Genomic DNA, 17,394 nt, shown 5'->3' with positions numbered 1-17,394 from the left:
GGTGGTGTTGTCAGGCGGGGCGGCTGAAGGTGGCGGCCCCCGTCCCCACCGCCGTACGGGAGCAGGAGCTGGCGGCAGAGGTCGACCAGCTCCGTAAGGCCCTGAGCGACTCCTGTCTGCAGTACCGGGCGATGCGCCGGGCACTCGCCCGCCCGGCCGCCCGGCAGGGGCCGGCCGTCCACCTCCAGCGGCGGCAGGCCCCGGGCTCCGGGCGTCCTCTCCTCGCGGGCTGAGGGCCGTCCCCCGCCGGCCCGGTGGGACGAGTACCGGCCATCGTGGCCGGACTCCGTTCCGCCCGTACGACGGCGGGCGGTGCCGCGCCGTACTCTTACCGAGGAGTAGCGCAGTGGGGGCGGGAGGGACGTCTGACGTGAGTGCAGTGAAGAGCAAACGGATGCCGCGCGCGGTGCGCGAGCAGCAGATGATGGACGCGGCCGTGCGGACCTTCGCCCAGCGCGGTTACCGGGCCGCGTCGATGGACGAGATCGCGGAACTGGCCGGTGTGTCCAAGCCCTTGGTCTATCTGTACCTGAATTCCAAGGAGGAGCTCTTCACCGCGTGCATCCGCCGCGAGTCGAAAGCGCTGGTGGAGGCCGTGCAGGCGGCGGTGGAGCCGGGGATTGCGGCTGACCGGCAACTGTGGTCGGGGCTCCGTGGGTTCTTCACGCACACTGCGGAGAACCCGGACGGATGGGCGGTGCTCCACCAGCAGGCGAGCTCGCACGGGGAGCCGTTCGTCAGCGAGGTCGGGGCGCTGCGTGAGGAGATCGTTGCGTTCGTGACGGGTCTGATCGGTGCGGCGGCACGTGAGGCGCACAGTGATCCCGCGCTGCCCGACCGGGATGTGGCGGGGCTCGCGCAGGCGCTGGTGGGGGCGGCGGAGGCGCTGGCCGGGTGGGCGAACGCCACGCCCGGTGTCTCGGCCAAGGAGGCCGCCTCCACCCTGATGAACTTCTCGTGGGCGGGCCTGGAGAACCTCATGCACGGGCGCGGCTGGCAGTCCCGGGGGGACTGAGCGCGCCCGGACGCTACGCAGCCGTCCCGGTGAGGTGGACCCGGCTGCCTCCGCGCACCTGGAAGGCGGTGCCGTCGGAGGCGTACGTGACGGTGGAGGGCAGCAGGACCGGTGCCCTGAAGTCCGCCCGCACGGAGCTGATCCGGCCCCCTCGGCCCGCGTCGCTCCCGTCCCCGGCCTCCGCCAGGCAGCGGGCGACGGTCCACATGCCGTGCGCGATGTGCCGGGGGAAGCCGAAGAGCCGTGCTGTCAGGGGGTGGAGGTGGATGGGGTTCCGGTCACCCGACGCGGCCCCGTACCGCCGCCCGAGGTCGGCGGGCAGCCGCCAATCGGCCACGGCGGGCAGCTCCGGCGGCGCCTCCGGTGGCGTCTCCGGCGGCGCCTTGGACGGGGACGCCGGTGCTCCGGTCGCATGCCGGGAGAGGTAGCCGCTGCGTGACTCCCAGACGAGCTCGCCCGCGAGCCGCGCCTCGGTGACCATCGTGACCTCCGTGCCGCGCCGGTGGGGTGTCAGTCCGGCGGCGTACACCGTGAGTTCGAGCTCGTCCGACGGGTGCAGCACCCGGTGTCCGGTGATCTCGATCCAGGTGTGGACCAGTCCGAGCACCGGCAGGGGGAAGCTCCGGTCCGTCATCAGCCGCATGGCCGGGGGGAAGCCCAGGACGTGCGGGTAGGTGAGCGGCAGGGGGCCCTGTTCGGCGAATCCGCAGACCCTGCTGTACGCGGTGAGGGGGCCGGGGGCCGTGCGTCGGGGCGGGATCACCTCGCGGGCCGGGGGCAGGGTGGCGCCGGGGCGCCCCGCCCGCTTGAAGGGGGAGGTGACGGCTCCGCGGACGAGCGAGAGGCTCAGGCCGGTCATGGCGTCAGGCCCCCAGCAGGCTCTGGCCGCAGACCCGCACGACCTGGCCGTTGACCGCTCCGGAGGCGGGCTGGGCGAACCAGGCGGTGGTCTCCGCGACGTCGACCGGAAGGCCGCCCTGGGACAGGGAGTTCATCCGGCGCCCGGCCTCCCGGATGAAGAGGGGCACGGCGGCCGTCATCTTCGTCTCGATGAAGCCCGGCGCGACGGCGTTGACGGTGATGCCGTGCTCGGCGGCGGCGCGCGGGGCCAGGGAGCGGACCAGGCCGATGATTCCTGCCTTGCTGGCCGCGTAGTTGGTCTGGCCGTTGTTGCCCGCGATCCCGGCGATGGACGCGGTGGCGACGATACGGCCGCCGCGGCGCAGGGTGCCCGATCCGATGAGGGCGTCCGTGGTGCGCAGGACGCTGTCGAGGTTGACGTCGATGACGGAGGCCCAGCGGTCGGCCGGCATGTTGGCGAGCCTGCGGTCGCGGGTGATGCCCGCGTTGTGGACGAGGATGTCGAGGCCGTCGGGGACGGCGGCGGCGATCAGGCCGGCGGCATCCGGTGCGGTGATGTCCAGCGGCAGGGCGGTGGCGCCGAGGCGGTCCGCGGTGCGGACGAGCTCCTCCTCGGCCTGCGGGACGTCCAGACAGATCACCTGGGCGCCGTCCCGGGCGAGGACGGAGGCGACGGACGCGCCGATGCCGCGCGCCGACCCGGTGACCAGTGCGGTGCGCCCGGACAGCGGCGCCGCCCAGTCGGCGACCTCGCCGGGCGCGTCGGCGGTCAGCTCGACGACCTGGCCGCTGACGTAGGCGGAGCGGGGGGAGAGCAGGAAGCGGAGGGTGGACTCGGCCGAGGCGGCGTCCGCCCCGGGCGCGAGCCGCACCAGCTGCGCCGTGGCGCCCCGGCCGATCTCCTTGCCGAGTGAGCGTACGAACCCTTCGAGGGCCTGCTGCGCCGCCGCCTGGTGGTGGTCGTCGGGGGACGGCGTGGTGCCGAGGACGACGACCCGGCCGCCGCCGGCGAGTGACCGTACGACGGGGTGGAGGGCGGCGTGTACGCCGGCGAGTCCCGCGGCAGTGGTGACGCCGGTGGCGTCCAGGACCACGGCGGCCGGGCGTCCGGACCGGTCGGTGACCTTCAGGCCGGTCGCGGCGAGCACCGGGCCGAGCGTGCCGGAGCGGTCGGAGCTGCCTGCGGTGAGGTGGAGCAACGGCCCGTCGAGGGACGGGGTTTCCAGTGTCCAGCGGCGCAGCGGGGCGGGCTGCGGCAGGCCGAGCCTGCGGGTCAGGAAGCGGCCGGGTGCCGTGCCGGTGAAGTGCAGATAGCGGTCGGCCATTGTCTGGACTCCTGCTCGGTCGTAGATTTACTCCAGAGTAAGGTTACTCAAGGGTCAGGAGTTGTCGAGATGAGCTGGTCGAGTTGATTCCCCTCGCACTTCCGCAGCCGCGCCGGGTGGCGGTCATCGGTGGCAGTCGTATCCCGTTCGCACGCTCCGACGGCCCGTACGCGCAGGCGTCGAACCAGGACATGCTGACCGCCGCGCTGGACGGACTCGTCGGGCGCTTCGGCCTGCGGGGACAGCAGGTCGGCGAGTTCGTCGCCGGCGCGGTCCTCAAACACAGCCGGGACTTCAACCTGGCCCGCGAGACGGTCCTGGGATCCGCCCTGGACCCGCGCACGCCCGCGTACGACATCCAGCAGGCGTGCGGCACCGGGCTGCAGGCCGTCGTCGCCGCCGCCAACAAGATCGCGCTCGGCGCGGTCGACTCGGCGATCGCGGGCGGGGCGGACACCACGAGCGACGCGCCCCTCGGGGTCAACGACCGGCTGCGCAGGATCCTGCTGGAGGCGCGCCGGGCCAAGTCCACGGCCGCCAGGATCAAGGCGCTCGCCGCCGTACGTCCCGGGCACCTCGTCCCGGACATCCCCCGCAACTCCGAGCCCCGCACCGGCCTTTCGATGGGCGAGCACGCGGCTCTCACGGCCCGGAAGTGGGGGGTGGCCCGCCAGGACCAGGACCTGCTGGCAGCCACCAGCCACCAGCGGCTCGCCGCCGCGTACGAACGCGGCTTCCTGGACGACCTCGTCGTCCCGTATCTCGGCCTGGACCGCGACCAGAACCTGCGTCCCGGCTCCACGGTGGAGAAACTCGCCACGCTGAAGCCGGTGTTCGGCGCGGACCACCCCGACGCGACGATGACCGCGGGCAATTCGACCCCGCTCACCGACGGCGCGGCCACCGTCCTGCTGGCGAGTGACGAGTGGGCCGAGGCGCACAACCTCGAACCGCTGGCATATCTGTCGCTGTACGAGACCGCCGCCGTGGACCACGTGAACGGCGAGGACGGGCTGCTGATGGCGCCCGCGTACGCCGTGCCGCGCATGCTGGAGCGCGCCGGGCTCACCATCGAGGACTTCGACCTCTTCGAGATCCACGAGGCCTTCGCCTCCCAGGTTCTCGCCACTCTGGCGTCCTGGGAGGAGCAGGGACTCGCGCCCGTCGACAGGGACAAGCTGAATGTGGTCGGATCGTCCCTCGCCACCGGCCACCCCTTCGCCGCGACCGGCGCCCGGATCGTGGCGACCCTGGCCAAGCTCCTCGGCGAACGTGAGGCACCCGGCCGGGGCCTGATCTCGATCTGCGCGGCGGGCGGCCAGGGGGTCACCGCCGTCCTGGAACGCCCCTGAACCCCGTCTGCCGCCATCCGTACGTGAACGACCCCGCGCACCCAGCAGCCGCCTCGGCGCCGGACCCCAGGGACGGGCCGGCGCCGGACCCCATGTCGAGGAGCCGCTCATGACCACGCCCGCCCCCGCCGCCGTACCCGCCGCGCCCGCCGTTCCGGTCCTGGTCGAGCCGACCAAGGTCAGGGCGGCCGACGGCTCCGTACGGGAAGTCTCCGTGCCGCCGCTCGCGCCGGCCGTGCGACGCGGCTCGCTCGCCGAGATCCCCTTCGACAACGCCCGGGAGGCCCCGTCCGAGGCGGTACTCAGCCGTAAGCAGGCCGACGACAGCTGGCAGGACGTGACCGCCGCGGAGTTCGCCGCCGAGGTCCTGGCCGTCGCCAAGGGCCTGGTGGCGGAGGGCCTCCAGAGCGGTGACCGGGTCGCGATCATGGCCCGTACGACCTACGAGTGGACGCTGCTCGACTTCGCTTCCTGGGCGGCCGGGCTGGTCACCGTGCCCATATACCCCACCTCCTCGGCCTTCCAGACGCGCTGGATCCTCCAGGACTCCGGCGCCGTCGCCTGCGCGGTGGAGAGCAAGGAGCAGGGGCGGCTGGTCAGCCAGGAGCGGCAGCAGCTCGGGGACCTCGCCCATCTGTGGCAGTTCGACACGGGTGCGATCGGCCGGCTGAAGACGCTCGGCAAGGACCTGCCCGACGCGGCCGTCACCGCCCGGCGGAGCGCCCTGGAACCGGACAGCCCCGCCACTCTCATCTACACCTCCGGCACCACGGGCCGCCCCAAGGGCTGCGTCCTGACCCACGGGAACTTCTTCGCCGAGGTCGACAACGCCATCGAACTGCTCCACCCGGTCTTCAAGTCCGTCTCCAAGTACCCCGCCTCCACCCTCCTGTTCCTTCCCCTCTCGCACGTCTTCGGCCGGATGGTCGCGATCGGCTGCCTGCGCGCGCGGGTCCGCCTCGGGCACGCGCCGTCCATCCGGACGGAGGACCTGCTCGCGGATCTGGCCGGCTTCAAGCCGTCGTTCCTGCTGGCCATCCCGTACGTACTGGAGAAGGTCTTCAACACCGGCCGGGCCACCGCCGAGAAGATGGGCCGTGCCTCGTCCTTCGACCGTGCGGCCCGGATCGCGCGGCGTTACGGCGAGGCGGTCGAGGCCGCCGAACACGGCACGGGCCCCGGCCCGGGCCTGGGGCTCCGCGCCGCCCGCGCCCTCTACGACCCGCTGGTCTACCGGCGCATCCGGGCCGCGCTGGGCGGCCACGTCCGGTACGCGATCTGCGGCGGCTCCCCGCTGGGACGCAGGCTCGCCGCGTTCTACGCGGGCGCGGGCATGCAGATCTTCGAGGGCTACGGCCTGACCGAGACCACCGCCGCCGCCACGGTCACCCCGCCGCTCAAGCCCCGCCTGGGCACGGTGGGCTGGCCGCTGCCGGGCACCGCCGTGCGGATCGCGGACGACGGGGAGGTGCTGCTCAGCGGGGGCCAGGTCTTCCGGGGCTACTGGGACACCGAGCGCGGCGAGGCCACGCCGCCTCCGGAGGACGGCTGGTTCGCGACGGGCGACCTGGGGGCCCTGGACGAGGACGGCTACCTCACGATCACCGGCCGCAAGAAGGACATCATCATCACGTCCGGCGGCAAGAACGTCACCCCCGCCCCGCTGGAGGACTGGCTGCGCGCCCACCCGCTGGTCAGCCAGTGCATGGTCGTGGGGGACAACCGGTCGTTCATCAGCGCCCTGATCACCCTGGAGCCCGACGGCCTCGCGCACTGGCGCCGGATGCGGAAGAAGGAGGGCATCCCCCTGCGCGAGCTCGTCGAGGACGAGGAGCTGCGCGCGGCGCTGCAGCGCGCGGTGGACGAGGCCAACCGGCTGGTCTCGCGCGCGGAGTCCATCCGTAGGTTCACGATCCTGCCCGAGGACTTCACGGAGGAGAGCGGTCACCTCACGCCGTCGCTGAAGCTGAAGCGCGACGCGATCATCCGGGACTTCGACGCGGAGATCGAGGAGCTGTACCGCAGGCGGTAGCGAGGCGGAACACCCGCGGAGCGGAGGAGCCATGGCAGTGCTCAAGGGCGGGACGGCTGTCGTCACCGGCGGTGCGCGAGGCACCGGGCGATCTGTCGTCCTGCGCCTCGCGCCGCGCCAACGGGGGTGCCCTCCAGCCGGGGGCAGGCGACGGACAAATTTTGAATCACCACAAAAGGGGCGGTGGTGCGATTCCCGTACGCCTGCGTGCCCCTCTGTGGCTCATTGAATGAAAGGTTATGTTCATCTGACGCTTTCAATTCATGAGCTGAACTCCCGCCCTGGCATGGCTAAACAAGGGTGAGACGTCGGAGTCTCATCCTCCGGATGTGGAAAACGCAGCGCATAGCGTCCTCTCCATGACTGAGCTGGACGCGCGGCCACAGGCCGGAGACACGGTACGGGGAAGCGCCCCGGCCGACGGTGGCGTACGCGAGAAGGGGCTCGGCGGGAACTCCGTCGGCCTGATGGGCAGCGCCGTCCTCGGCATCTCCACCGTCGCCCCGGTGTACTGCCTGACCTCCACCCTCGGCTCCACCGCCGGTGAGGTCGGCGCGCAGATGCCCGCCGTGTTCCTGGCCGGGTTCCTTCCGATGCTGCTGGTGGCCTTCGCGTACCGGGAGCTCAACAAGGCCGTGCCGGACTGCGGCACCTCGTTCACCTGGACGGTGAAGGCCTTCGGGCCGCGCCTGGGCTGGATGTGCGGCTGGGGGCTGGTGATCGCCACGATCATCGTCCTGTCGAACCTCGCGGGCGTGGCCACCTCCTACTTCTGGCTGCTGGCCGGAGAGATCACCGGCAGCGACTCGGTGGCCGCCCTGGACGACAGCAAGCCGGTCCACATCCTCACGTGCCTCCTCCTGATCGCCGTGGCGACGGCCATCAGCTACCGGGGGATGACGGCCACCAAGGGCATCCAGTACACCCTCGTGGCCCTCCAGCTCGTGGTCCTCGCGGTGTTCGTCGCGATGGCCGTGCAGAAGGCGGGCAGCGGTGACTTCGCCGCGACCTCGACGGACTTCTCCTGGTCCTGGCTGAACCCGTTCGCCGTCCAGTCCTTCGCCGCCTTCACGGCGGGGCTGTCCCTCTCCATCTTCATGTTCTGGGGCTGGGACACCTGCCTCACCGCCAACGAGGAGACCACCGGCAGCGACAAGACCCCCGGCCGCGCCGCACTCATCGCGATGGTCGTCCTGGTCGGCTCCTACCTCGCCACCGGCATCGCCGCCCAGATGGCCGTCGGCACCGGCGGCTCGGGCCTCGGCCTCGCCAACCCGGACACCTCCGACAACGTCTTCGCCGCTCTGGCCGGCCCGGTCATGGGCCCCGGCCTCGGCATCCTGCTCTTCGTCGCGGTGCTCGCCTCGGCCGCCGCGAGCCTGCAGACCACCTTCATCCCGGTGGCGCGCACGGTCCTGGCGATGGCGGCGTACGAGGCCCTGCCCGCCTCGTACGCCAAGGTCCACCCCCGCTTCCGTACGCCCGGCAGGGCCACGGTCGTCGCGGGTGTCGCGACCGGGGTGTTCTACACGGTGATGACCCTGGTCAGCGAGCACGTCCTCGTCGACACGATCTACGCGCTCGGCCTGATGATCTGCTTCTACTACGCGCTCACGGCCTTCGCCTGCGCCTGGTACTTCCGCGCCGACCTCACCCGCTCCGCCCGCGACCTCGTCTTCAAGGGCCTGTTCCCGGTCGTCGGCGGCATCCTGCTCACGGCGGTCTTCGGCAAGACCCTGTACGACATGTGGGACCCGGCCTACGGCTCCGGTTCGTCCGTGTTCGGCGTCGGCTCCGTCTTCGTCATCGGCGTCGGGCTGCTGCTGCTCGGCGTGGTGCTGATGGAGGCCATGCGGCGCCGGGGCCCGGCGTTCTTCCGGGGTGAGGTGCTGACGAAGGAGACCCCCGCGCTGGTCGTGCGGGACTGAATCACCGGCCGGGGCTCCGGTTCACCCGCCGCACGGCATACGTTGGGACGGCCACGGACGACGACGGAGGTGCCTCGCATGCGGATCGCCACAACGATCTTCCTCACCGACGAGACGATCACACCGGTCCGGCTCGCTCGCGAGCTGGAACAGCGCGGGTTCGCCGGGCTCTATCTGCCCGAGCACACCCACATCCCGGTGAGCCGGGAGAGCCCGTACCCGGCGGGCGGCGAACTGCCGCCCGAGTACGGCCGCACCCTCGAACCCTTCGTCGCCCTGGGGCAGGCCGCCGCAGTCACCGAGCGGCTGGCCCTCGGCACCGGCATCACGCTGATCGCCCAGCACGACCCCATCGACCTGGCGAAGCAGGCCGCCACGCTCGACCACCTCTCCGGCGGCCGGTTCACGCTCGGCATCGGCTTCGGCTGGAATGTGGAGGAGGCCGCCGACCACGGCGTGGAGTGGTCGACCCGGCGGGCCCTCGGCAGCGACCGGCTGGCCCTGATGCGTGCCCTCTGGGCCGCGGAACCGACGGCGTACGAGGGTGAGTTCGGATCCGTACGCGCGAGCCACGCCCACCCGAAGCCGGTGCAGGCGCCGCGCGGCCGGGTGAACGGCCCGCGCACCCTCATCGGCGGCGGTGCGGGACCGAAGCTGTTCGCGCAGATCGCCCGGGACGCGGACGGCTGGCTGCCGATCGGCGGGCGCGGCCTCTCGGAGTCCGTGCCGAAGCTGCGCGCCGCCTGGGAGGAGGCCGGCCGCGACCCGGAACAGCTCCAGGTGGTGCCCTACGCCGTCCGGCCCTCGCCGGGAAAGCTGGCGTACTACGCGGACCTCGGTGTCGACGAGGTCGTCCTCCAGCTGCCCCCGGCCGGGGAGGCGGAGGTGCTGCGCGCCCTGGACGCGTACGCCACCCATTTGTGAGGCGACTGTTGCCCGGTGGCCATGGGCCGTGACCTTCCCGTGCAACCATCGACGCTAAAATCGCATCTATCACCTCCGGACATCGATGGTGCGGCCCGTGTGCGTGTGTGCTCGGCTGCCTGGGAGCGGGAGCACGATGAACAGGCCGTTGCGGCACATAGCCATTTTCTGCGGGCTGCTGATGCTTGCTCTGCTGATACGGACCAACTGGCTCCAGTACGCGCAGAGCGAGGAGCTGGCCACCCACGAGCACAACCGGCGGGTCAAGATCACCCAGTTCGCCACCCCCCGTGGGGACATCATCGTGGGCGGCAAGGCGATCACGGGGTCGAAGGCGGTCGAGGGGACCGACTTCAAGTACCAGCGGACGTTCAAGCAGGGGCCGATGTACGCCCCTGTCACCGGCTACGCCTCCCAGGCGCAGGGCATGTCCCTCCTGGAGAACACGTACGACAGCGTCCTCAGCGGCCAGGACGAGCGCTTCGCCTTCCAGCAGGCCAAGGACATCCTCACCGGTGAGAAGCGGCGCGGCGGCAACGTGGTCACCACCATCGACCCGAAGGCGCAGGAGGCGGGCTACAAGGGCCTGACCGACCTGGACGCGCGGGGTGCGGTCGTCGCCATCGAGCCGTCGACCGGCAAGGTCCTCGCCCTGGTCTCGACACCCTCGTACGACCCCTCGGTCTTCGCCGGGAACTCCTTCAAGGAGGGCGACAAGTTCCAGGCCCTGGTCGACGACAAGGGCAAGCCGCTGGCCAACCGGCCGCTGCGCGAGACCTTCCCGCCCGGCTCCACCTTCAAGATCCTCACGGCCGCCGCCGCCCTGGAACACGGCGTCGTCACGGACATCGACGCCCGCACCGACGCGGCCTCCCCGTACAAGCTGCCGCTGTCGTCGAGGACGATCAGCAGTGAGGCCGGCGACGCGGTCTGCAACAAGGCGTCGATGAAGACGGCCATGCAGTACTCCTGCAACAACGTCTTCCTGGACGCCGCCCTCAAGGTGGGCGACCAGGGCATGCGCGAGACCGCCGAGAAGTTCGGCTTCAACGAGGACGTCTACTCCGAGGCCTTCGGCGACATGCTCGCCACCAAGAGCCTCTACCCCGAGAAGCTCGACAAGCCCGGCACCGCCCTCACCGGCATGGGCCAGGGCAGCCTCACGAGCACCCCGATGCAGATGGCCATGGTCACGGCGGCCCTCGCCAACGACGGCAAGCTGATGCAGCCGTACATCGTGGACAAGCTGGACGGCCCGGACCTCTCCACGCTTGAGGAGCACGAGCCGCAGCTTAAGAGCGAGGCGGTCTCCGAGGAGACGGCCAAGAAGGTCCAGGAGATGATGGAGTTCACCGCCAAGGAGGGCAGCGCGAAGCGCGCCCTGATCGACGGTGTGACGGTGGGCGGCAAGACGGGTACGGCCCAGCGCGGCGACGACGTCAGCAAGGAAGTCCCGTACGGCTGGTTCGTCTCGTACGGCAAGAACTCCGACGGCCGGTCGGTGGCGGTCGCGGTGTTCATCGACCCGACGGCGATGGACATCTCCCGTTCGGACATCTCCGGCGGCGGCCTGGGAGGCCCGATCGCCAAGGACGTCATGCAGGCGGTCCTGGGCAAGTAGGTCGCTGGGAGGTTGCGGACCGAAATGCGGGCGCTGTGCCCGGTTTCGGTGTCCGCAGCTTCCCAATGACGGTTATGGGGCGGCCGGGTGTGAGGTGGGAGAAGACGCGCGGAAAGGCCGGGCTCTCCACCCCTGATGGAGAGCCCGGCCGGTTCGTGTGGGGCCTGTGCGGTGTGCCCGCGTCAGGACCGGGTCAGCGCTTGATCTCCTTGATCTTGAGCATCCGCGTGATGACCTTGTCGAGCTCGTCGTCCTTGAAGACGTTCTTCCAGTCGTCGCGGACGATCGACTCGCGGCCGTAGTCCATCGCGATCAGGCACGCGTCGGAGAACGGGTTCGAGCCCTTGAGCGTGTTGGCGAGCGCGACCTGGGTGTGGCCGAGCAGCATCGCGCGGGCCGCCTTCTCCGGGACGCCCACCGTGTGGACCGTCTCGTGCAGGGCCTCGGTCAGCAGGGCGCCGACCATGCAGGCGATCGTCTCGACGAGGGTCGGCTCCAGGACCGCGAGCTGCTTGACCGTCACCCAGTGCACCTCGACGACCGGGGCGTACATGGTGGAGATGACGGCCTCCGCCAGCTCCTGCGCCGCCGGGTCGGCGGACTCGGCGGCGGGCTCGAAGGAGGCGACGACCTCCTGCGGGGCGGCGATGCCACCGAAGGTGTCCGCCCACTCCTCCTTCGTCGTCCGCTCCAGGAACACCGACGGGTGGCAGGGGTGCGCGACGGCATTGTGCACGTCCGCGCGGCGGGTCAGCAGGCCGGCGTACGCGGCGGCCGGGTCAAGGGTCAGCAGGATCGCGCCGGGCTTCATGACCGGGACGAGCTGCTCGGAGACCGTGCCGAGGACGACGTCCGGGACGGCGAGGATCACGACGTCGGCCTGCGCGGCGGCGTCGGCGCTGTCCGTCAGCTCGCGGCCGAGCTCGCGGATCAGCTCCTGGCCCTTGGGGGAGTTCTCGGCGAAGAGGGTGGTGAAGTCGCTCTTGACCAGGTTGTTCGAGACGCGCTGGCCCATCTTGCCTGCGGCCCCGATGACGGCGACGGTCCTGGATCCGGTGGCCATTACTTGCTCCTCAGAAGGGTGTTGATGCTGTGCCGGGTCCACTGGTCCTCCAGGCGGGCGGTTTCCTCGAAATCGCCCTGCCAGGGGAGCCAGTGCTCCACGATCTGGTTGATGCCTCGCTCGTCGGGACCGACCTCACGGATCATGTGGTCGTAGTCGAGGAGGCCCTCGCCGAGAAGGCAGCCGGCGTAGGTGAAGCCGACCCAGCCGTCGCGGCGGGAGAACGAGAAGTCCTTGACGTGGATGTTCACCACGTAGGGGGCGGTGGCGTCGACGACGTCCACCGGGCGCTCCAGCCGGGCGACGCTGTTGCCCGGGTCGAGGACGACGCCGAGGTTCGGGCTGTTTACACCGCGTACGACGGACAACAGGTCGTCGGTGGAGACCTGTTCGTAGGTCTCCAGGCCGAGCGTGACGCCTGCCGCCGCGTAGGCGGGGACGGCTTCGCGCAGGAGCGTCGTGGCCTCCGCGACCGTCGGGCGGTGCTCCGCCGTGTTCAGCATGGAGCGGACCAGGGTGACGCCCAGGCGCCGCGCGATGCGGAGGTAGGTGGCGAGGTGTTCCGTGCGTACGCCCCTGGTGCCCAGCTCCAGCGTGATGCCGAGGCCGGCGGCGGTGGCGCGCAGGGCGTCGAGCTGTTCGTCGTCGTACGACTCGATCAGCGGGTAGTCGCAGATCTGGAAGACCTCGCCGCCCAGTTCACGGGTCCCGGCGAGCATCTCGTCGAGGGTGAGGGGCCGGGGGGACCTGTCCGAGATGCGCCAGAAGAAGGCGTAGGTGCTCAGGCCGTACACGTGGCGGCTCCTTCCCGTGCCTCGTCGAGGATGCGTTCCACGGCTGCCGGGTCGTGGGCGAAGCGGCCGAGGAACAGGCCGTCGACACACTGGCCCAGCTCGGTCAGCAGGCCCGGGCCCGCGCTGCCGCCGTAGATGACGCGGCTGCCGGACAGCGAGGGCTGGGTGGCGAGCCAGGCCGTGAGGGCCTCGCAGACCGTACGGATGTGCTCGGGCGAGGCGGGCCGGGGGGCGCCGATGGCCCACTGCGGTTCGTAGGCGAGGACGACCGGGGCGAGGGGGCCGTCGTGGGCCGCCGTGGCCAGGACGCGCTCGGCCTCGGCGACCGTGCGGGCGGCCGCCTCGTCGGGGGACACCTGGTCGAGTTCGCCGACGCAGAGCACCGGGGTCAGCCCGTTGCGCAGGGCGGCGGCCGTCTTGGCGGCGACGACGGTGTCGCCCTCGCCGAAGAGGCGGCGGCGCTCGGCGTGCCCGACCTCGGCGTAGCGGGCGCCGATCTCGTGCAGATGCGCGCCGCTGACCTCGCCGGTGTACGGGCCGGAGTCCTCGGTCGCCAGGTCCTGCGCCCCGGTCCGCACCCGGGTGCCCGCGAGGATGCCGGTGACCGGGACGAGTGCGGGGAAGGCGGGCAGCACGAACAGCTCGGCCGTACCGCCGGTGACGGCGGGGTGCCGGGCGGCCAGATCCGCGATGCTGCGGGCCCAGTTGAGGGTCTCGTGGTGGCCGAAGTACATCTTCAGGCTCACCCCGATCGTGACCCGGGGGCCCTGGGGGTTCTGCGCGGGGGACATCAGGCTGCGGCTTCCTGCTTGTTCTCGTAGTCGTCCATCAGTGCGACCTTGGCTGCGGACGCCGATGCCTCGTCGAAGCGGTACGTCAGCCACTCGGAGGCCAGCCGGCGGGCCAGCTCCAGGCCGACGACGCGCTGTCCGAAGGTGAGGACCTGGGCGTTGTTGGAGAGGACCGCGCGCTCGACGGAGAAGGAGTCGTGGGCGGTGACGGCCCGGATCCCCTTGACCTTGTTGGCGGCGATGGCCACGCCGAGGCCCGTGCCGCAGACCAGCAGGGCGCGGTCGGCCTCGCCGCGCGCGACCATCTCGGCGGCGGCGATGGCGACCTTCGGGTAGGCGGTGTGCCCGTCCGCGTCGACGCCGACATCGGTGACGGCTTCGACGAGCCCGCTGGCCTCCAGGTCCTTCTTGAGGGCTTCCTTGTACGCGTAACCGGCGTCGTCGCAGCCGACGACGACACGGAGCTTCTCGGACGGCTTCTCGGACCGCTTCTCGGACATCAGTGGTTCTCCAGTGTGGGTACGAACACGCCGTGCACGGCACGGACGATCAGGGCGAGCGAGTGGGCTCCGGCATCCGGGGTGCCGAGGCTCTTCTCGGCGTGCGGGCGGGCGCGACCCATGCGCGGAAGCAGGTCCGCAGTGGCCTCGGCGGCGGCGGACGCGGAGTGCGCGGCGGTGTCCCAGGCGGTGGCCAGGGGCTGCCCCGCCTCGGCGGCGGCGGTGAGCGCGTAGGAGAAGGGGACGAGGACGTCGACCATGGTCTTGTCACCGACCTCCGCCTTCCCCAGCTCCATCACGCCCGCCGCGGCCCGGGCGACCCCGGTGGCGACGGCGGGGGCCGTGGGCCGCTCGGTGTCGCCGAGCGCGGTGCCGAGCGCCCGGAGCATGACGCCCCACAGTGCGCCGGAGGTGCCGCCGGCCCGGTCCGCCCAGGCGTCGGCGGCCCGGTGCAGAAGCGTTTCTGCACCGGCGCCGAGCGCTTCGGCGCGGGCAGCCGCCTCGTACGCCCCGGTGGAGCCGCGCTGCATGCCGATGCCGTGGTCGCCGTCGCCCGCGACCGCGTCGATCCGGCCGAGCTCATCGGCGTGGACGTCGACGGTCTCCTTGAGGACGCGCAGGGCGGCGAGAGCCGTGCGGGCGGCCTCGCGGGAGGCGTCTGTGGCGGGCGGGACGGACTCCTCGGCGGTCTCCGCCGCCGGGTCGGGTACGAAGAGGTCCGCCGCCTCGACGGTGCCCTTGCGGTAGGCGGGGGCGTCGGCCGGGGCCGTCCACAGGGGCTCCAGCTCGTCGGTGAGCCAGCACAGGGTGAGCGAGACTCCGGCCATGTCGAAGCTGGTGACGAGCTCGCCGACCTCGGGGTCGACGGCCTCCACACCGGCTTCGGCGAGGAGCTGGGCGATCCGGCGGTAGACGACGAACAGCTCCTCGTACTTCACCGAGCCGAGGCCGTTGAGGATCACCGCCGCACGCTGCCCGTGTGGCGAGTCGACGCCCTCGGGGAGTTCGCCGAGCACGGTGGAGACCAGGAGTTCGGCCGCCTCGTCCGCGGTCGGTACGGGCTGCTCGCCCATTCCGGGCTCGCCGTGGATGCCCAGGCCGACGGCCATCCGGCCCTCGGGGACGCTGAACAGGGGGTGGTCGGCGCCCGGCAGGGTGCAGCCGGAGAACGCGACACCGAAGGACCGGGTACGGGCGTTCGCCAGCTCGGCGATCCTGGTCACCTCGTCCAGCGGCAGTCCGGCCTCGGCAGCGGCCGAGGCCGCCTTGAAGACGACCAGGTCACCGGCGACACCGCGGCGCTTGTGGGCCTCGGCGGGGGATGCGCTGGACATGTCGTCCGTGACGCCCAGCGTGCGGGTGGGTATGCCCTCCGCGGTGAGCCGGGAGGCGGCCTGGCCGAAGTGCAGGACGTCGCCGGCGTAGTTCCCGTACGCGAGGAGGACGCCGCCGCCGGTCTCGGCGGCTCGCGCGACCTGGCGCACCTGGTGGGCGGAGGGGGAGGCGAAGACGTTGCCGACGGCCGCGCCGTGGGCGAGGCCCTGGCCGACCAGCCCGGAGAAGGCCGGGTAGTGGCCGGAGCCGCCGCCGACCACCACGGCGACCTGGCCGGGGGCGGTGCGGGTGGCCCGGACCACACCGCCGGGGACCTGGCGGACCCTGCGGGGGTGGGCGGCGACGAAGCCTTCGAGTGCCTCGTCGGCGAAGGCGGCGGGGTCGTTGGACAGGCGGGTCATCAGCGGACCTCTGCGAGGGGCCGGCCCTGGTTCGCTCCCCGGCCCTTCGACCGGTTGGCGAGCCACAGCATCAGCGCGGCGGACATGAGCATGAAAGCCCCGACGAGGAACAGCGGCAGGTAGTAGGCACCGCTGAAGTCCTTCAGCCAGCCGGTGACGTAACCGGCGGCGAAGCCGGCCACGTTGCCCGCGGTGTTGATCAGGGCGATACCGGCCGCGGCTGTCGCGCCGGTCAGGAACTGCGAGGGGACGGACCAGAAGACCGGCAGCGCGGCGAAGATCGCACAGGCGGTGACGGTGATGACGGCGACCGTGGCGGCCGGTGAGCCCATGTAGAGGGCGACCGGGATGGAGATCCCGCCGACGACGGCCGGGCCCGCGATGTGCCAGGTGTGGACGCCGTGCCTGGTGGCGTGGCGGGACCAGAAGTAGAGGACGATCGCGGCCGGAAGATACGGGATGGCCGTGATCAGGGCCTTGTCCATCACGCTGAACGTCGTGCCGAACTGCTCCTGGAAGCCGTTGATGATCGTCGGCAGGAAGAAGGCGAGGGCGTACAGGCCGTAGATGAAGCCGAAGTAGATGAGGGCGAGGATCCAGACGCGGCTGTTGGTGAAGGCGGCCTTCAGGGCTTCCTTGCCGTGGGCGGCCTTCTCACCCGCGCCGGTCTTGCCGGCGTTCTCGGCGGCGAGCTCCGCGGTCAGCCAGTCCCGCTCCTCGGCGGTCAGCCACTTCGCGTCGGCCGGCTTGTCGATCAGGTAGAACCAGGCGATGACACCCAGCAGGATCGCCGGGATGGACACGCCGAGGAACATCACGCGCCAGCCCTCGAGGCCGAAGAGCCCGTGCTGGTTGATGAACCAGCCGGCCAGCGGGGCGCCGATGACGGTGGTCAGGGGCTGCGCCAGGTAGAAGAGGCCGAGCACCTTCGTACGGTGCCGGGAGGGCACCCACTGGCTGAGGAAGAGGATCGCGCCGGGGAAGAAGCCCGCCTCCGCGACACCGAGCAGGAAGCGGAGCGTGTACAGCTGCTCGCTGTTCTGCACCCAGGTGAAGAGGAGGGCGACGATGCCCCAGCTCACCATGATCCTGGCCAGCCAGCGCCGGGCGCCGAACTTGTGCAGCGCCATGTTGCTGGGCACTTCGAGAATGATGTAGCCGATGAAGAAGACCCCGGAGGCGAAGCCGAACTGCGCGGCGGTGAGGGCGAGGTCCTGCCCCATGCCGTTGGGCTCGGCGAAGGAGACGGCCGTCCGGTCCAGGTAGTTCACGAAGAACATCAGGGCCACGAAGGGGACGAGCCGGACCGAGACCTTCTTGATCGCTGATCTCTCGATCGCTGAATGCGCAGTGGCGCCCATGGAGACTCCTCGCTTGCGGACCGCTTTGTCCGATTCCGTGTCTGCTCCGGCAGGCGAAGGCGAACCGTGGAAGGTTGTGTTTCCGGCCGGT

At 71.4% G+C, this 17,394-nt stretch carries 15 protein-coding genes; 7 read left to right on the top strand and 8 right to left on the bottom strand.

What is annotated here, in order from left to right; translation table 11 throughout:
* The first annotated feature begins 29 nt into the window (after positions 1-29).
* Both AB0P41_RS22630 and AB0P41_RS22625 read left to right on the top strand, forming a co-directional pair.
* A complete protein-coding gene (locus AB0P41_RS22630; RefSeq protein ID WP_365933771.1) occupies positions 30-233 on the top strand; it encodes a hypothetical protein in 204 nt (67 codons plus the stop codon).
* A 161-nt stretch (positions 234-394) separates the two neighbouring features.
* The gene (locus AB0P41_RS22625; RefSeq protein ID WP_356710099.1) at positions 395-1,015 is read left to right on the top strand and encodes a TetR/AcrR family transcriptional regulator; all 621 of its coding nucleotides are present in this window, start codon (positions 395-397) and stop codon (positions 1,013-1,015) included.
* Positions 1,016-1,028: 13 nt separating this feature from the next.
* Here AB0P41_RS22625 and AB0P41_RS22620 read toward each other — a convergent pair whose 3' ends face one another.
* Both AB0P41_RS22620 and AB0P41_RS22615 read right to left on the bottom strand, forming a co-directional pair.
* The gene (locus AB0P41_RS22620; protein ID WP_365933769.1) at positions 1,029-1,874 is read right to left on the bottom strand and encodes a MaoC/PaaZ C-terminal domain-containing protein; all 846 of its coding nucleotides are present in this window, start codon (positions 1,872-1,874) and stop codon (positions 1,029-1,031) included.
* A gap of 4 nt (positions 1,875-1,878) precedes the next feature.
* Positions 1,879-3,201 (bottom strand): 3-oxoacyl-ACP reductase, encoded by a 1,323-nt coding sequence (locus AB0P41_RS22615; protein ID WP_356709896.1) that lies wholly within the window; start codon positions 3,199-3,201, stop codon positions 1,879-1,881.
* Between the two features lie 74 nt (positions 3,202-3,275).
* Between AB0P41_RS22615 and AB0P41_RS22610 the strand changes: the two genes are divergently transcribed.
* The 5 genes from AB0P41_RS22610 to AB0P41_RS22590 all read left to right on the top strand — a co-directional run bounded on the left by AB0P41_RS22610 (position 3,276) and on the right by AB0P41_RS22590 (position 11,058).
* Positions 3,276-4,553, top strand: a complete 1,278-nt coding sequence (locus AB0P41_RS22610) for an acetyl-CoA C-acetyltransferase (RefSeq protein ID WP_365933856.1) — start codon at positions 3,276-3,278, stop codon at positions 4,551-4,553.
* 109 nt (positions 4,554-4,662) lie between these two features.
* Entirely contained in the window at positions 4,663-6,585 is a 1,923-nt protein-coding gene (locus tag AB0P41_RS22605; RefSeq protein ID WP_365933767.1) for an AMP-dependent synthetase/ligase, read from the top strand.
* A 359-nt stretch (positions 6,586-6,944) separates the two neighbouring features.
* Positions 6,945-8,513 (top strand): APC family permease, encoded by a 1,569-nt coding sequence (locus AB0P41_RS22600; RefSeq protein ID WP_365933765.1) that lies wholly within the window; start codon positions 6,945-6,947, stop codon positions 8,511-8,513.
* 78 nt (positions 8,514-8,591) lie between these two features.
* Entirely contained in the window at positions 8,592-9,437 is an 846-nt protein-coding gene (locus AB0P41_RS22595) for an LLM class F420-dependent oxidoreductase (RefSeq protein WP_356709889.1), read from the top strand.
* 136 nt (positions 9,438-9,573) lie between these two features.
* Positions 9,574-11,058, top strand: coding sequence for a penicillin-binding protein 2 (locus AB0P41_RS22590; protein WP_356709887.1), 1,485 nt, complete (start codon positions 9,574-9,576; stop codon positions 11,056-11,058).
* Positions 11,059-11,251: 193 nt separating this feature from the next.
* Here AB0P41_RS22590 and AB0P41_RS22585 read toward each other — a convergent pair whose 3' ends face one another.
* From AB0P41_RS22585 to AB0P41_RS22560, 6 genes are read right to left on the bottom strand one after another with little or no spacing between them, the layout of a single operon-like run.
* Positions 11,252-12,121, bottom strand: a complete 870-nt coding sequence (locus AB0P41_RS22585; RefSeq protein WP_356709885.1) for a phosphogluconate dehydrogenase C-terminal domain-containing protein — start codon at positions 12,119-12,121, stop codon at positions 11,252-11,254.
* Positions 12,121-12,915: a sugar phosphate isomerase/epimerase family protein gene (locus AB0P41_RS22580; RefSeq protein WP_365933762.1), complete on the bottom strand. Its 795-nt coding sequence runs from the start codon at positions 12,913-12,915 to the stop codon at positions 12,121-12,123. Before AB0P41_RS22580 ends, AB0P41_RS22585 begins: the two co-directional genes overlap by 1 nt.
* Complete coding sequence (locus tag AB0P41_RS22575) at positions 12,903-13,706, bottom strand: triose-phosphate isomerase family protein (RefSeq protein WP_356709881.1); 804 nt, start codon at positions 13,704-13,706, stop codon at positions 12,903-12,905. Before AB0P41_RS22575 ends, AB0P41_RS22580 begins: the two co-directional genes overlap by 13 nt.
* Positions 13,706-14,206: a ribose-5-phosphate isomerase gene (locus AB0P41_RS22570; RefSeq protein WP_356709879.1), complete on the bottom strand. Its 501-nt coding sequence runs from the start codon at positions 14,204-14,206 to the stop codon at positions 13,706-13,708. The genes AB0P41_RS22575 and AB0P41_RS22570 overlap by 1 nt, the downstream gene beginning before the upstream one ends.
* Entirely contained in the window at positions 14,206-15,942 is a 1,737-nt protein-coding gene (locus AB0P41_RS22565) for a dihydroxyacetone kinase family protein (protein WP_365933760.1), read from the bottom strand. Before AB0P41_RS22565 ends, AB0P41_RS22570 begins: the two co-directional genes overlap by 1 nt.
* A complete protein-coding gene (locus AB0P41_RS22560) occupies positions 15,942-17,303 on the bottom strand; it encodes an MFS transporter (protein ID WP_356709875.1) in 1,362 nt (453 codons plus the stop codon). Before AB0P41_RS22560 ends, AB0P41_RS22565 begins: the two co-directional genes overlap by 1 nt.
* Positions 17,304-17,394 lie beyond the last annotated feature (91 nt).

The sequence above is a fragment of the Streptomyces sp. NPDC079167 genome, assembly GCF_040686735.1.
Classification (GTDB): Bacteria; Actinomycetota; Actinomycetes; order Streptomycetales; family Streptomycetaceae; genus Streptomyces.
This window is presented reverse-complemented; position numbering and strand designations above follow the sequence as displayed.

Coding starts and splice junctions, on each gene's coding strand:
- AB0P41_RS22620 (WP_365933769.1), bottom strand. CDS start 1,874: ATGACCGGCCTGAGCCTCTCGCTCGTCCGCGGAGCCGTCACCTCCCCC.
- AB0P41_RS22625 (WP_356710099.1), top strand. CDS start 395: ATGCCGCGCGCGGTGCGCGAGCAGCAGATGATGGACGCGGCCGTGCGG.
- AB0P41_RS22575 (WP_356709881.1), bottom strand. CDS start 13,706: ATGTCCCCCGCGCAGAACCCCCAGGGCCCCCGGGTCACGATCGGGGTG.
- AB0P41_RS22590 (WP_356709887.1), top strand. CDS start 9,574: ATGAACAGGCCGTTGCGGCACATAGCCATTTTCTGCGGGCTGCTGATG.
- AB0P41_RS22565 (WP_365933760.1), bottom strand. CDS start 15,942: ATGACCCGCCTGTCCAACGACCCCGCCGCCTTCGCCGACGAGGCACTC.
- AB0P41_RS22585 (WP_356709885.1), bottom strand. CDS start 12,121: ATGGCCACCGGATCCAGGACCGTCGCCGTCATCGGGGCCGCAGGCAAG.
- AB0P41_RS22600 (WP_365933765.1), top strand. CDS start 6,945: ATGACTGAGCTGGACGCGCGGCCACAGGCCGGAGACACGGTACGGGGA.
- AB0P41_RS22605 (WP_365933767.1), top strand. CDS start 4,663: ATGACCACGCCCGCCCCCGCCGCCGTACCCGCCGCGCCCGCCGTTCCG.
- AB0P41_RS22615 (WP_356709896.1), bottom strand. CDS start 3,201: ATGGCCGACCGCTATCTGCACTTCACCGGCACGGCACCCGGCCGCTTC.
- AB0P41_RS22570 (WP_356709879.1), bottom strand. CDS start 14,206: ATGTCCGAGAAGCGGTCCGAGAAGCCGTCCGAGAAGCTCCGTGTCGTC.
- AB0P41_RS22560 (WP_356709875.1), bottom strand. CDS start 17,303: ATGGGCGCCACTGCGCATTCAGCGATCGAGAGATCAGCGATCAAGAAG.
- AB0P41_RS22595 (WP_356709889.1), top strand. CDS start 8,592: ATGCGGATCGCCACAACGATCTTCCTCACCGACGAGACGATCACACCG.